At 31.4% G+C, this 14,244-nt stretch carries 12 protein-coding genes; 6 read left to right on the top strand and 6 right to left on the bottom strand.

Annotated elements, in window-relative coordinates; translation table 11 throughout:
• Nucleotides 1-2: 2 nt before the first annotated feature.
• A complete protein-coding gene (locus FHR24_RS05505; protein ID WP_167185060.1) occupies nt 3-995 on the bottom strand; it encodes a potassium channel family protein in 993 nt (330 codons plus the stop codon).
• Nucleotides 996-1,001: 6 nt separating this feature from the next.
• Complete coding sequence (locus FHR24_RS05500; RefSeq protein WP_167185057.1) at nt 1,002-1,229, bottom strand: PspC domain-containing protein; 228 nt, start codon at nt 1,227-1,229, stop codon at nt 1,002-1,004.
• A 111-nt stretch (nt 1,230-1,340) separates the two neighbouring features.
• Here FHR24_RS05500 and FHR24_RS05495 point away from each other — a divergent pair, with 111 nt between their 5' ends.
• Complete coding sequence (locus FHR24_RS05495) at nt 1,341-3,455, top strand: helix-hairpin-helix domain-containing protein (protein WP_167185053.1); 2,115 nt, start codon at nt 1,341-1,343, stop codon at nt 3,453-3,455.
• A 39-nt stretch (nt 3,456-3,494) separates the two neighbouring features.
• Here FHR24_RS05495 and FHR24_RS05490 read toward each other — a convergent pair whose 3' ends face one another.
• Together FHR24_RS05490 and FHR24_RS05485 are read right to left on the bottom strand one after the other, a co-directional pair.
• A complete protein-coding gene (locus tag FHR24_RS05490) occupies nt 3,495-4,550 on the bottom strand; it encodes an alpha/beta hydrolase (protein ID WP_167185050.1) in 1,056 nt (351 codons plus the stop codon).
• 73 nt (nt 4,551-4,623) lie between these two features.
• Nucleotides 4,624-6,990 (bottom strand): TonB-dependent receptor, encoded by a 2,367-nt coding sequence (locus FHR24_RS05485; protein ID WP_167185047.1) that lies wholly within the window; start codon nt 6,988-6,990, stop codon nt 4,624-4,626.
• A 106-nt stretch (nt 6,991-7,096) separates the two neighbouring features.
• Here FHR24_RS05485 and FHR24_RS05480 point away from each other — a divergent pair, with 106 nt between their 5' ends.
• The 5 genes from FHR24_RS05480 (at nt 7,097) to rlmF (ending at nt 11,982) form a co-directional block, all read left to right on the top strand.
• Nucleotides 7,097-8,107 carry a helix-turn-helix domain-containing protein gene (locus FHR24_RS05480; RefSeq protein WP_167185044.1) on the top strand — a complete coding sequence of 337 codons (1,011 nt, stop codon included), beginning with the start codon at nt 7,097-7,099 and terminating at the stop codon, nt 8,105-8,107.
• 78 nt (nt 8,108-8,185) lie between these two features.
• Complete coding sequence (locus FHR24_RS05475) at nt 8,186-9,352, top strand: cation:proton antiporter (protein ID WP_167185041.1); 1,167 nt, start codon at nt 8,186-8,188, stop codon at nt 9,350-9,352.
• Between the two features lie 7 nt (nt 9,353-9,359).
• Entirely contained in the window at nt 9,360-10,046 is a 687-nt protein-coding gene (locus tag FHR24_RS05470; protein ID WP_167185038.1) for an SIR2 family NAD-dependent protein deacylase, read from the top strand.
• Nucleotides 10,047-10,169: 123 nt separating this feature from the next.
• The gene (locus tag FHR24_RS05465; protein WP_167185035.1) at nt 10,170-10,991 is read left to right on the top strand and encodes a DUF1853 family protein; all 822 of its coding nucleotides are present in this window, start codon (nt 10,170-10,172) and stop codon (nt 10,989-10,991) included.
• A gap of 145 nt (nt 10,992-11,136) precedes the next feature.
• Entirely contained in the window at nt 11,137-11,982 is an 846-nt protein-coding gene (gene rlmF / locus FHR24_RS05460; protein ID WP_167185033.1) for a 23S rRNA (adenine(1618)-N(6))-methyltransferase RlmF, read from the top strand.
• A 93-nt stretch (nt 11,983-12,075) separates the two neighbouring features.
• Here the strand turns inward: rlmF and fsa are convergent, their stop codons facing one another.
• Together fsa and xylE are read right to left on the bottom strand one after the other, a co-directional pair.
• A complete protein-coding gene (gene fsa, locus FHR24_RS05455) occupies nt 12,076-12,726 on the bottom strand; it encodes a fructose-6-phosphate aldolase (protein ID WP_167185029.1) in 651 nt (216 codons plus the stop codon).
• Nucleotides 12,727-12,751: 25 nt separating this feature from the next.
• On the bottom strand, nt 12,752-14,173 hold the full coding sequence (gene xylE / locus FHR24_RS05450; protein WP_167185026.1) for a D-xylose transporter XylE: 1,422 nt from the start codon (nt 14,171-14,173) through the stop codon (nt 12,752-12,754).
• Between the last annotated feature and the right edge of the window lie 71 nt (nt 14,174-14,244).

The raw sequence follows: 14,244 nt of genomic DNA, 5'->3' as shown, positions 1-14,244 counted from the left end.
TTTTACTCATAAATTTCTTTAAATTTTTTAATTTGCTCAGGTCTACCTAAAACAATTAGTTTACAGTGTGGCTTTAAAATCATTTTAGAAGATGGATTTACAATATACTCATCATCTTCTGTAATAAAACCAATAACGTTGCAACCAGAATTTCTGCGAACGTCTAAATCTTGAATAGATTTCATCATATATTCTGGAGGCAATTCATCTACTCCAATTTCTTCTAGATTGGCATTAGAATCTCCCTCCATATTTATTCTATTTACAAACTCTACCAAATCTGGAGTTACCAATAGAGAAGCCATATGATCTCCCCCTAATTTATCGGGCATAATCACATGATTTGCTCCTGCTATTTTTAATTTCTCAGTAGCGTTTTCATCATTTGCTCTACTTACAATATCTAAGGTAGCATTTAACTGTCTTGATGACAGCACAATATACACATTATTAGCATCTGATGGTAATGCAGCTATTAAATGGGAAGCTTTTTCTATTCCTGCATTTCTTAATACGTCATCACTAGTAGCATCTCCTTTTACAAATTGAACATCATGATAGATTGGATTTTCGATAAACTCTTCCTTTTGCTCTATAACCACACATGTTTTGTTAAATTTTTTTAGTTTTTCGTAAGATTGTCTTCCGTTTCTACCAAAACCACAAATAATTGTATGCCCTTCTAATTTGGCAATTTCTTTTAACTCTTTTTTAATTCGAAAAGCTTCCATAAGTACATTGTTTGAAAAAAAATCTGAAATAACCGTTACCAAATAACCATACACTCCAATACTCATTAACAGCAATAAAATAGTAAAAAGTTTACCTCCACTGTCTAAAGGCTGTACCTCTCCAAATCCAACGGTTGTAATGGTAATAATGGTCATAAAAAAAGCATCTAACAAAGAATAGTTAAATGCCCAAAAGAAAACTACTGTCCCTATAGCAAGAACAATAGCAAATAAAAATAAACCTTTATATATTTTGTTTAGCATACAGTTCTATAAATCAAACACAGAGGTCCTTTTTGTCCTTATCATATCTTTTAGTTTTAATAAAAAAGCCAGCGTTAAATAAATACCAAAAGATACTCCTAAAGTAACAAATGATATATACACAAAGAACAACCGCACATTGGCGGTTCTCATTCCTAATCTGTCTGCCAATCTTGAAGAAACATCAAAACCATGTCTTTCAAAAAAATAGCGGATTTTATTAATTAAATTCATCCTAAAAAATCAATATGCTGCAAGTTAATAAAATGCCTCTACTTATAACAATTAAGTTTCTAGATTATAAAGGATAAAAACTATATTTACCCTCCAATAAATAGCAAAAAGATGACAAATATTGATAATGCTTTACAAGTTGCAAAGCTTACAAATATATCTGAAGGAAAGGTAAACACCATTTTAAATTTTTTAAATGAGGGAGCTACCATTCCGTTTATAGCTCGCTATAGAAAAGACCAAACGGGTGGTTTAGAGGATTTTGAAATTTTTAACATCCAAAAACAATCGGTATTAGTAGATGAAATCATCAAAAGAAAAGCACACATATTAGATACGCTTAACAATCAACAAATAAACGACACAACGTTATTAAATAGAATTGAAAACTCTTGGGATAAAAAAGAGTTGGAAGATTTGTTTTTGCCTTATAAAACCAAAAGAAAAACAAAAGCAAGTGTTGCTAAAGAAAACGGATTAGAAGGTTTGGCTAAAATTATTATGTCTCAGAGTGGAAGCGATGTAAATGCAATCCGTTTTGTAAAAGGAGCAATTAAAAACGAAGAAGAAGCTATTTCTGGTGCTTTGGATATTGTTAGCGAATGGATTACAGAACACAGTTATAGTAGAAATCAGCTAAGAAGATTATTTACCAGAGAAGGAATGTTGTTTAGTAAGCTAAAAAAAGGAAAAGAACAAGAAGCACAAACGTATAAAACCTATTTTGAGTTTGAACAAAAAGCAACAAGAGTACCATCGCATAGAATATTGGCTATTTTAAGAGCTACCGATGAAGGTTTGTTAAGTTCTGGAATATCTGTAGATAAAACCACTGCAATTACTCAGCTAGAAAAAAACTTTATAAAAGGAAACAATAAAGCGAGTAAATTGTTACAACAAGCAATTGCAACCACTTATACCAAAAATTTAAAACCTGCTTTAGAAAAAGAACTTCTTAAAGAAATAAAACAAAAAGCAGACATAGATGCTGTAAACGTGTTTTCTAAAAACTTAGAACAATTGTTATTGGCTAGTCCTGTTGGAAAAAAAAGAGTATTGGCCATAGATCCTGGTTTTAAAACAGGCTGTAAAGTAGTTTGTTTAAATGAACAAGGAGATTTGTTAGCAGATACTATTATCTATCCTCATCCTCCACAAAAACAAGAAATTAAAAGCAAAGATACTCTTAGTTCTTTGGTAAAAAAACACCGTATAGAAGCCATTGCTATAGGAAACGGTACGGCAGGTAGAGAAACAGAAACATTGGTAAAATCTATTTCTTTTACTGCAGATGTTGCTATTTATTTAGTGAACGAGAATGGAGCTTCAGTTTACTCTGCTTCTGAAATTGGAAGAGAGGAATTTCCAAATCATGATATTACGGTTCGTGGTTCTGTAAGTATTGGTAGACGATTGATGGATCCTTTGGCAGAGCTGGTTAAAATTGATCCTAAATCTATTGGTGTAGGTCAATACCAACACGATGTAGATCAAAGTTTGTTAAAATCCGAATTAGATCATATTGTAGAAAGATGTGTGAATAAAATTGGAGTTCAGCTAAACACCGCTAGTAAATATTTGCTACAATACATCTCGGGAATTGGTCCTGCTTTGGCTCAAAACATTGTGGATTACAGAACCGAAAACGGAAAGTTTACCAATATCAATCAGCTAAAAAAAATTCCTAGATTAGGAAACAAAGCTTTTGAGCAATGTGCTGGTTTTTTACGTTTGCAAGGCGATCAACCTTTAGACAATACAGGAATTCATCCAGAGCTTTATAAAGAGGTTAGTCAAATAGCAAAACAGCTAAAAGTAAATAGTAATGATTTAATTGGAAACAAAGAAGTTTTAACTTTAGTTGATGATGAGCAGTTACAAAATAAAATTGGAGTTTTAGCCTTAACCGATTTGTTAAACGAATTGGCAAAACCAAATCAAGATCCAAGAAATCAAGAAGATCAATTAACCTTTGATGAAAACATTACCAATATCAATCATTTACACGAGGGAATGATTTTACAAGGCCAAGTTAGTAATATTACCAATTTTGGTGCTTTTATAGATTTAGGGATTAAAGAAAATGGCTTGGTTCATATTTCTCAAATCACCGATAAATTTATCTCATCACCTAATGATGTTTTACAATTGAACCAAGTAGTAAACATAAAAGTGATACAACTAGATTTAGATCAGAAAAGAATTGGTTTGACTATGAAGTTTTAAAAAAACAGAAAGGATTTTAAGAATCCTTTCTGTTTTCTTTTACTCTTTTTTGAGTTTATTTTTCAGAAAACTATTTTCTGGATACAAATCCATATTTATTTGATGTAAGATTTTGGCATTTTCTTCTCCCCCTCTTTTTATACACAAATCTACCACTTTGTCTATATAAACACTTTGTGGTTTAAATTCAACTCCTAATCTACTAGATAATACATCATATTGTGTTTTTAGTAGAGGTGGATCTTTCATTAATGCTTTTACATCAACCCTAAATCCTTTAAAAACAGAACGAAATCCATCTATAAAAGCAGGCAACACTACCGAACCATGATCTTCTTCTTTATAATGTTTTATTTGATAATTTAGGTTTTTAGGTACTGTTGTATCTATCAATTTGATAGCCTCTTTTTTTGCCTTAGCATGTGCATAATGTTGTTGGCTAGGTTTTTTTTGACTTCCTATAGAATTTGCATCTGCTACAAACAAGGTATTCCCTTTAAAATTGGTTGTTTTTAACACAGCATCTAGTTTGTTAACAAGCACATTATTATCCCACCAAAGACTTGGATCTATAGCCAAATAAGCATTGAAAGCTTTTGGATTTTTAAACAAGGTATTTAAGGTGTACAAGCCTCCAAAAGAATGTCCTACAAGTATTTTATAATCTAAAGTTTTGTACTGTTTCTCAATTTCTGGAATTAGTTCCTGCTCTATAAAAGCCTGAAATTTAGAAGCTCCTCCAGATTTATAAGACAAACTAGACACCTCTGTTGGAGTTAGATCCCTAGATCTATCAATATTTTTAATAGCAACTACAATACTTTCTGGCATTAATGGATAATATCCACTGGACATGTTTTTTACGATACCCGATACGACGTGAAAGTATTTTTCTCCGTCTAACAAATAAATTACCGGGTAATGTTGGTCTTTGTATTTTTCATCATTATAATGTTCTGGTATAGAAACCCAGTATTCTCTTTCTTGACCAAGAGCTTTAGATTGTATCTTTTTAACTTTTCCTATATTAATTTCTTGTGCGTAAGAAACAACCGAAAAAAAACCTACTAATAAATAAAAAATCTTGTGTTTCATGTGTTCATCAAAGTTTAAAACCAAAAAGAAAACGTATTTACATACATTTTCTTTTTGGTTAGTTTAGTAAAATTTAAAAAATGCTATATGCTAATCCTACTCTAAAGTTGAATGGTTTTTGTGGAATTCCGTAACCATTGTAATATTCTTTATCAAAAATATTGTCTGCTTTTACACTAATTTTATACTTTTCTTTTTTGTAAAAAATGGTAGCATCTACAGTTGTAAAAGCATCAGAAGCAAAGTTATTAGCAGTACTGTTGTAAATTTCGCTCATGTGATTAGCTCCTACTCCAAAACCTAACCCTCTTGCAGTTCCTTTTAATATTTGGTGACTTAACCAAAAGTTCCAAACAGTTTCTGGAGTATAACTTAGGCTATTTCCTAATTGGCTTTCGCTACCTGCATTAACTTTTTCTAAAGTTGCATTGTTTTTAGTATACCCCGCCACGATGTTAAATCCTGGAAAAGGATTAGCAATAACATCTATTTCAAAACCTTTACTTAATGTTTTCCCCTCTTGACTACTTATTCCATTTGCATCAACAATAATATCGTTGTCTATATTAATGTTGTAGTAACTAATGGTACTCTTTAATTTCCCATCAAAAAAGTTCAACTTAGTTCCCACTTCCCATTGACTTGCACGCTCTGCATCCCAATTTTTAATTTCTCCTGCTCCGTTGTCTGATGGTGCATTGTTAGACAATCCATCCATATAGTTTACAAATAAAGAAGCTTTGTTATTAAAAGGATTATAAACAACACCCAATTTGGTACTCAATGCATTTTGATTGTATCCGTTTGTCAATTCAACTCCGTTAGAAACTGTGTTGTCTGCCATAAAACGATCAAAACGCAAACCTGCTGTTACCGTTAGTTCTTTATTAATAGTAATGGCATCAAAAGCATAAAAACCAAGAGTTTTAAACTTTGTAACTGTTTTATTTTTTGTTTGATCCGTAATAGAAGCTTCAAACTGCTCATTGGTTAAGCCAGGAATAGCAGGATTGTTAATATCTACAGCACCCACAGAATTCCACACTCCCGTTCTTTGAGTATCGTCATAATTTTTTAAGTAACTAACTCCTGTTACCAATTTATTTGCAATATTTTCTCTTTCAATTACATTTACAAAATCTTGTTGTAGGTGTGAATTTCCAGACTCTCTAGGATCTAATTGCAAGTAATATCTACCTACCGTAGTTGCATCTTCCATTACCAATCTTAAATAATTAGCATCTGTAAACAAATTGGCATTTGTAAAGGTAGTTTTAGAGTTCCAAGTGTCTGAAATTTTGTAATCTAAATTTACTTGAAACACTGTAGATTCAAAAACTCCAGCCATTTCGTTTGCTCCGTAATTTGTATTGTAATCCCAATTTAAATCATCCCAACTATTTACATCATCAGTAATTAAACCTCCTGAGACTCCTCTAGCAAAATTTAAATTTCTTTTGCTTTGATTGTACTCTAAATTAGCTTTAACTGTTAATTTTTCTGATACATTTACGGTTAACGCAGGAGCAAGCATAGCCTCTCTAACAATACCTTGATCTTGAAAACTATTTTCTGAATGGTAGGCTCCATTTAATCTAAAAAACACTTTTTCATCTTTGTCTACAACTGTGTTATAATCTAAAGTTGCTCTGTTTAAATCCCAACTTCCTGTAATATATTCTACGTCTAATTTTTTTCCGTAGTAGGCTTGCTTGGTTACTTTGTTTACCACACCTCCATAGTTTGCAATGTTATTTACATTGGCTCCATACAACAATCCAGCAGGTCCTTTTATTAGTTCTATTCTTTCTATATTCTGAGGATCTAATGGTGCTTTTACCCAAGCTACTCCTCCATTTCTTAAATGTACATCAGACCTAAACCCTCTTAAGAACACACTTACATTACCATCGTTAGACTCTACATAACCACCACCTGTAATACTTTTAAAAGTAGATTTTAAATCTGTAGCTACTTGCTCATTTATTAAAGCTCCTGTTACCACAGAGTAAGATTGTGGGTTGTTAATATTCTTTAACGGAACTCTAGACACGTACTCAGATTCTTTTTCTGCAAACTGATTTAATCTTTGAGCCACAACTACAACCTCTTCTAATTTTTGTTGATTCTCACTTAACTGTATATCTTCAACCTTAACATTAGCAGCATTTACTAAAATAGTAGTACTCTTTTTTTGCATACCCATTAAAGAAAACTCCAATATATAATTACCGTACGGTAAATTTTGAAGTTTATAACTACCATCCGCATTTGTTATAGTCCCAACATTAATTGGTTTTACAATTACATTTATAAATGCAGCTGGCTCATTGTCTGATGTTTGTATCTCGCCATACACACTTCCTTTTTTTTGTTGTGCATTTACTACAACCGAGAGAAACAAGAAAACTATTGTTCCTATTTTTTTTGATAAACTCATAATATTACTCTAATTTTGTTATTTAGATTTAGTTTAAATTAATGATCGCAAATATATTTTAACTAAAGAAAATGTAAGCAACGTAAAGAGTATTAATAAAGCCGTAATGAGTAGTATTATGAAGTCTATTTTAAAAAGTGATTCTTTTACAGAAAAAACGTTGACCAAAAAACATCCGTTAGGGTTGCGCTCTCTAGATTTAAATGAAAAAGACATAAAATATAGTAATGCTACATTAAATGTAAACACCAAAGAAATTATTTTAGACGGTATTAAAATTAGCATTAGAAATGAGCAAATTACTCCCCCTTTTATCATAGAAGTAGAACATAGTTTTCCATTTTTAAAAATGCATTTTGAAATTGAAGGCAGTAGCAAATACACTCCTAAAAATACACTAAGCGTTCCGGTAACAATTCCCAACGGTCATTATAATTTTTTCTATTTGCCTAAAGTAAAAGGAACCTTAAGGTATGATAGTACCCATAGAAAAACCTTAGAGATTATTTTTACCAAAGCATATTTAAAAAAGGTATTTGGTGCTTCTTTTAAAGATGCTAGTTCAGAATTTGGAATTGCATTAGAAAACAACAGTCCTTTTTTAATGTGGGAACAAAGCAAACCTATTACTCCTCAGCTCCATCTTATAATTGATAAAATTATCAATTGTAATTACAAAGGAGGCCTAAAAAAAGCTTATTTAGAATCCAAAACTATAGAAATTTTAACTTTATTTTTTGATGAAATTCAGCATAAAAAAAACAATCAAAAAGCTTTTTTAAACAAAGACGATTATGCAAAAATTTTAAATGCAGAAGTCCTTTTAAAAGAGAATTTAAAAAAACCTCCTACTATTTCAGAATTGTCAAAACTTACAGGAATCAACCAATGTAAGTTAAAACAAAACTTTAAGCTCGTTTTTAATCAGCCAATTTTTACATATGTAACAGAATTAAGAATGGAAAAAGCAAAAAATTTAATTACCAATCAAGGTTATACTATTGCCGAAACTGCTTATGAAGTAGGTTATAAAAATCCACAACACTTTACTGCTGCCTTTAAAAAAAAACACAATTACCTACCTAGCAGTTTAAAAGTTGTATGTTCTAAAAACTGATAGAAATAAACAGGCAGAACGCTAAATTTTAAATCATAATTAAAATACAACTAGTATCTTAGTTTAAAAATAACTAGCATGCTTTTACTCTCTGGTTCCAACCCTAACATTTTACTTTTTGTACTTATTGGTTTCGTGGTTATATTATTGGGTGCTGTGTTAAGACACTACAAACAACCTTATGTAATTGCCTATATTTTAGCTGGAGTTCTATTAGGAAAACACGGTTTTAAAATTATTACCAACACCGAATTGATTGAGAGTTTAGGAGAGTTTGGTTTGATTTTAATCCTCTTTTTTATTGGAATGGAAATTAACCTCCCCAATTTTATAAAAAAATGGAAAGTAGCCGTTTTTGGTACTTTGCTCCAAATATTAGCCAGTATCCTTATTGTAGCTAGCATTGGTTATTTTTTTAATTGGCAGTTAAACCGAATTATAATTTTAGGATTTGTAATTAGCTTAAGCAGTTCTGCCGTAATTATAAAATTACTCCAAGACAATAATGAGAGTAACTCTAACTTAGGAGAAAATATTATTAGTATTTTGTTAATGCAAGATATTTTAATTGTACCCATGTTAATAGCAGCAAATTATTTAGGAGGAACAAAACCAGAAACTTCAGAAATTATTTTACAAGCAGTAGGTGGGATTTTATTAATTGTAGGAATTGTTTGGATTTTAAAAAAACAAGAAATCACCATTCCTTTTAGCAAATCTTTTGAAAGCGATCACGAACTACAAGTCTTTTTTGCCTTTAGTATTTGTTTTGGTTTTGCATTACTTACCTCTCTTTTTGGTCTATCTGCGGCTTTAGGTGCTTTTGTAGCAGGTATGGTGGTAAATTCAGCCAAATCTACCCAATGGTTTCACGATAGTTTAAACTCTTTTAGAATTATTTTTGTGGCATTATTTTTTGTTTCTATTGGAATGTTAATAGATGCTAAATTTATTTTGACTCATTGGATTATCATTAGTATTTTACTACTTACCGTATATATTTCCAATACGTTTATCAATGCCTTTATTCTTCAATATTTTGAAAAAAACTGGAAAAGAAGTATCTATGGTGGTGCTATGTTAGCACAAATTGGTGAATTAAGTTTTGTCTTAATTTCTACTGCTTATTTTGCCAATATAATTACAGAATTCACCTATCAGCTTACTATTATTATTACTGCTCTAACCCTATTAATGAGTCCGTTTTGGATTGTAATTACCAAAAAAGTATTAAAGTTAAAATAATTAAAACATGAAAAATGTAGTTGTACTTACTGGGGCTGGAATTAGTGCAGAAAGTGGCATTAAGACCTTTAGAGATCATAACGGATTGTGGGAAAATCACGATGTGATGGATGTTGCCTCTATTGAGGGTTGGTACAGAAATCCTGCATTGGTTTTAGAGTTTTACAACCAACGCAGAAAACAAGCTACTACAGTTATTCCCAACAGAGCACACACTTACTTAGCTTCTCTACAAGAGCAATACAATATAACAATCATTACTCAAAATGTAGATAATTTGCACGAACGTGCAGGCAGTAAAAATGTAGTCCATTTACACGGAAAATTATCTGAAGTAAAAAGTTTTAACAACCCTAGTTATGTTAAAGATATTGGTGGCGATGAAATTCAATTGGGTGATTTTTGCCCAGACGGACACCAGCTAAGACCTAATATTGTTTGGTTTGGAGAAGAAGTTCCTATGTTAGAAACAGCAGCCGATGTTTGCGAAACTGCTGATATTTTTATAATTATAGGAACCAGTCTACAAGTCTATCCTGCAGCAGGATTAATTTACAACGTTCCGCAAAATGCAAATGTATTTATTATAGATCCTAAGGTTGATGAAATTAACGTTCCTAATCATTATACTTATATACAAGAATCGGCGGTAAACGGAGTAACAATTTTAGAACAATATTTAAAAGCTTTGTAAATTGAATCCCGACTCCGCTCTATGACCATTTCTATTTGAGTAGAATATAAAATTACTATGATATGGTGTTCGAGCGGAGTCAAAAACTATTTCACATAAAATAAAAACACGTAGACTATCACTTTGACTGATTTAGAAAAGCTAACATATCAATACCAAGGATTTAAAGAACAACCCAATTTGTGGTTAGAAAATTCCTTTTTTGATTATCCACAAATAGATATTCCTTTTTCTAAAACTCTAGACCTATCAGCTATTGATACTACCAAACATCATAGACTAGGAAAATTGGTAGAAGTTTTTTATCAGAAAAATTTAGAAGCATTGCCAAATTATACACCACTGGCAAACAACCTACAGTTACAAATAAACAAACACCAAACCATTGGAGAATTGGATTTTATTTGCAATACACCTAATGGTATTCACCATATTGAATTGACTTGTAAATTCTACTTGTACAAAACAGATATCCCTCATGAAATAGATCGTTGGATAGGTCCCAACTTAAGAGATTCCTTTGTTAAAAAACTTGATAAATTAAAGGAAAAACAATTTCCTAAACTGTACCATCAGGTAACTCAAAAACTATTGAACAGCTTAGCAATTCCTATTGATGAAATTCAGCAATCTGTACATTTTAAAGCACAATTGTATATTCCCTTCAATTTAAAAAATCACCTATTTCCATATATTAACAACAATTGTATCAAAGGATATTACATCAGTTACAAAGAAATTGAAGATTTGTCTCCTTTAGCTTTGTATCATGTTCCTATAAAACAAGATTGGTTAATAGATCCAAAATACAATAAAGATTGGATTTCTCTTACAGAAGCAAAACCAATTATTTTGGAACAAATTGCTGTACAGCACAGTCCATTAGTTTGGATAAAACGTGATGATATTTATGAACGTATTTTTATTACGTTTTGGGAGAGATAAGCTCTTTATATTATATATCGTTGCCCTAAATTAGGGTCATCAAGCGTTCCGAAATCTCGGAAGAGATGTACAGTTCTCGACTCCGCTCGAACACCTTTAACATTTATAATCATTAGATTGTATCTTTGCATCAAATTTATATAACATGCACCAAAAAAATCCTTTTCAAGAAGATTATAATTTTGACGAACTTTGCCAAGCAAACCCTAATTTGAAAAAGCATGTCTTTGTAAATGAATACGGAAACAAAACATTAAAATTTGCTGATAAAACAGCAGTAAGAGAGTTAAACAAAGCTTTATTAAAGCATCACTATCAATTGACGTTTTGGGACATTCCAGAAACTAATTTATGTCCTCCCATTCCTGGCAGATTAGATTATTTATTACACGTAGCAGATTTATTAGAACCTCAAGAAGAAATTACCTTGTTAGACATTGGAACGGGTGCTAACTTAATTTATCCAATATTAGGAACTTGCCATTTTAATTGGAAATGCACAGCTAGTGAAGTGGATAAAGATTCTATTAGCAACGCTAAAAACATTATTCAAAACAACAGTCTTTTAAATTCTATTGATGTTAGACATCAACAATTTAAAAACTCCATATTAAATAACATTATTCAGCCCAATGATTTTTTTGATGTGGTAGTTTGCAACCCTCCGTTCTTTAAAAATTCTTTTGATGCCGATCAAAAAAACAAAAGAAAAGTTAAAAACTTACAACTGGAAGAAGCAGAAACCTTAAACTTTGGAGGGAAATCTAACGAATTATGGTACAAAGGTGGTGAAGAAGCTTTTGTAAAAAAAATGGCCGAAGAAAGTGTGTTGTTTAAAACACAAGTGGGCTGGTTTACCTCTTTGGTTTCTCAAAAAGAAAATTTAAAAAACATAAAAAGAGCTATTAACAAAACAAAACCTACAGAAGTAAAAATTGTAGACATGCAACAAGGAAACAAACAAAGTAGGTTTGTTGCTTGGAGATTTTAAAACATATTATCTATTTTTTTGTTGATTTTTCAAAAAAAAAGCTCCCTTTTCAGAAAGAAAAGAGAGCCTTTAAATAGTATTATAACTTATATGTTACATTTTTTTTGCTGCTTCTAAAAAAGTAGCCAAACCACTATCTGTTAAAGGGTGTCTCATCAATCCTTCAATAGCAGATAAAGGTCCTGTCATAACATCTGCACCAATCTTAGCACAGTCTACAATATGCATAGTGTGTCTTACAGAAGCTGCTAAAATTTCAGTTTCAAAACCGTAATTATCATATACTTCTCTAATTTCTTGTACCAAGTGCAATCCATCTGTAGAAATATCGTCTAAACGTCCAATAAATGGAGATACATACGTTGCTCCTGCTTTTGCAGCCAACAAAGCTTGTCCTACAGAAAACACTAACGTTACGTTTGTTTTAATTCCTTTACTAGAAAAGTATTTACATGCTTTAATCCCGTCTTTAATCATAGGTAATTTTACTACAATTTGTGGGTTTAAAGCTGCCAAAGCTTCTCCTTCTTTTACCATACTGTCAAAATCAACAGAAAGTACCTCAGCACTTACATCACCATCTACTGCATCGCAAATATCACGGTAATGTTGTAAAATGTTTTCAGCCCCAGAAATACCTTCTTTTGCCATTAATGATGGATTGGTAGTTACACCATCTAATACTCCTAATGCTTGTGCTTCTTTAATTTGATCAAGATTAGCTGTGTCTATAAAAAATTTCATGTTTTACTATTTTATTTACTGTTAATTATTTTTTCTTTTTATCCCAAATTTTCTCCATTTCTTCTAACGTTTTACCTTTAGTTTCTGGAACAAATTTCCAAATCATGTAAGTCGCTAATACTCCCATAACACCATAAATCCAATATGCAAAACCATGATTGAATTTTTCTAACAAATAAGAATTCTTATCCATCATAGGAAATGTCCACGATACTAAATAATTAGAAACCCACTGTGCTGCTACAGCTACTGCCAAAGCTTTTCCTCTAATTTTATTTGGAAAAATTTCTGAAAGCAATACCCATGTTACAGGTCCCCAACTCATTGCAAAACTTGCTACATATACCAACATACAAATTAATGCAAAACTTCCTACAGAATGACTAAAGAAAGCTCCACCCAAAGCAAACATAGCAATTGCCATACCTAAAGCTCCAATAATCATTAATGGTTTTCTTCCCAATTTATCTACTGTTTGAATTGCTAAAATTGTAAATACTAAATTTACACCTCCAACAATAATTGTTTGTAGCAAAGCCGTATCGGTTCCTGACCCCATACTTTTAAAAATTTCTGGAGCGTAGTACAATACTACATTAATTCCTACAAATTGTTGAAAAATAGAAATTAAAACTCCAATAATAATTACTGCAATTCCAAAAGAGAATAATTTTCCAGACGTATGATCTGTAGTTCCTTTAATATCTTCTAAAATTAATTTTGCTTGTTCTTCTCCATTTACTTTTATTAAAACATCTAATGCTTTTTCTGGTTGTTCTTTCATTACCAAAGACCTAGGAGTATCTGGAACCGTAAACAAAAAGATTAAAAATAAAATAGCAGGAATTGTTTCAGAGGCAAACATCCATCTCCAACCAATGGTATTTAACCAAGAATCATCTCCCTGAGAAGCAATATAATAATTCACAAAATAAACAATCAACATACCAAATATAATTGCAAACTGATTCATAGATACCAATTTACCTCTAATTTTAGCGGGAGCAATTTCTGCAATATATAACGGTGATAACATAGATGCCAATCCTACTCCAATACCTCCTATAATTCTATATACAATAAAAATGTACATAAAAGTATGATCTCCTTCTCCAATAGGTCTTATTAACATTTCTGGCATAGAAGATCCTACAGCAGATAGCAGAAATAAAACTGCAGCTAGAATTAAACCGTTTTTACGACCTAATTTTTTACTAACAACACCTCCTGTAAGCCCTCCTATAATACACCCTATTAAAGCACTAGAAACTAACATTCCTAATCTTGAATTTGCTGCAGATTCTTCCAAACCAAAAGGCAATACAAAAAAGTGTTCTAAAGAACTAACCGTACCGGAAATAACAGCCGTATCATAACCAAACAAAAGCCCACCTAAAGTAGCAACCAATGTTAGCTTTAATAAATATGTTGAATTTGATGTTTTCATTAAATGATCGTATTACATTAATAATGTCTAAAAAACCGAATACCTGTAATATTTACAGGCATTCGGGATAT

Origin of the sequence: Wenyingzhuangia heitensis (genome assembly GCF_011762155.1) — a bacterium.
GTDB classification, from domain to species: domain Bacteria; phylum Bacteroidota; class Bacteroidia; order Flavobacteriales; family Flavobacteriaceae; genus Wenyingzhuangia; species Wenyingzhuangia heitensis.
This window is presented reverse-complemented; position numbering and strand designations above follow the sequence as displayed.

Excerpts from the sequence above, each read along its gene's own strand:
- FHR24_RS05505 (WP_167185060.1), bottom strand. The coding sequence starts at position 995 with ATGCTAAACAAAATATATAAAGGTTTATTTTTATTTGCTATTGTTCTT.
- FHR24_RS05500 (WP_167185057.1), bottom strand. The coding sequence starts at position 1,229 with ATGAATTTAATTAATAAAATCCGCTATTTTTTTGAAAGACATGGTTTT.
- FHR24_RS05495 (WP_167185053.1), top strand. The coding sequence starts at position 1,341 with ATGACAAATATTGATAATGCTTTACAAGTTGCAAAGCTTACAAATATA.
- FHR24_RS05490 (WP_167185050.1), bottom strand. The coding sequence starts at position 4,550 with ATGAAACACAAGATTTTTTATTTATTAGTAGGTTTTTTTTCGGTTGTT.
- FHR24_RS05485 (WP_167185047.1), bottom strand. The coding sequence starts at position 6,990 with ATGAGTTTATCAAAAAAAATAGGAACAATAGTTTTCTTGTTTCTCTCG.
- FHR24_RS05480 (WP_167185044.1), top strand. The coding sequence starts at position 7,097 with ATGAGTAGTATTATGAAGTCTATTTTAAAAAGTGATTCTTTTACAGAA.
- FHR24_RS05475 (WP_167185041.1), top strand. The coding sequence starts at position 8,186 with ATGCTTTTACTCTCTGGTTCCAACCCTAACATTTTACTTTTTGTACTT.
- FHR24_RS05470 (WP_167185038.1), top strand. The coding sequence starts at position 9,360 with ATGAAAAATGTAGTTGTACTTACTGGGGCTGGAATTAGTGCAGAAAGT.
- rlmF (WP_167185033.1), top strand. The coding sequence starts at position 11,137 with ATGCACCAAAAAAATCCTTTTCAAGAAGATTATAATTTTGACGAACTT.
- fsa (WP_167185029.1), bottom strand. The coding sequence starts at position 12,726 with ATGAAATTTTTTATAGACACAGCTAATCTTGATCAAATTAAAGAAGCA.
- xylE (WP_167185026.1), bottom strand. The coding sequence starts at position 14,173 with ATGAAAACATCAAATTCAACATATTTATTAAAGCTAACATTGGTTGCT.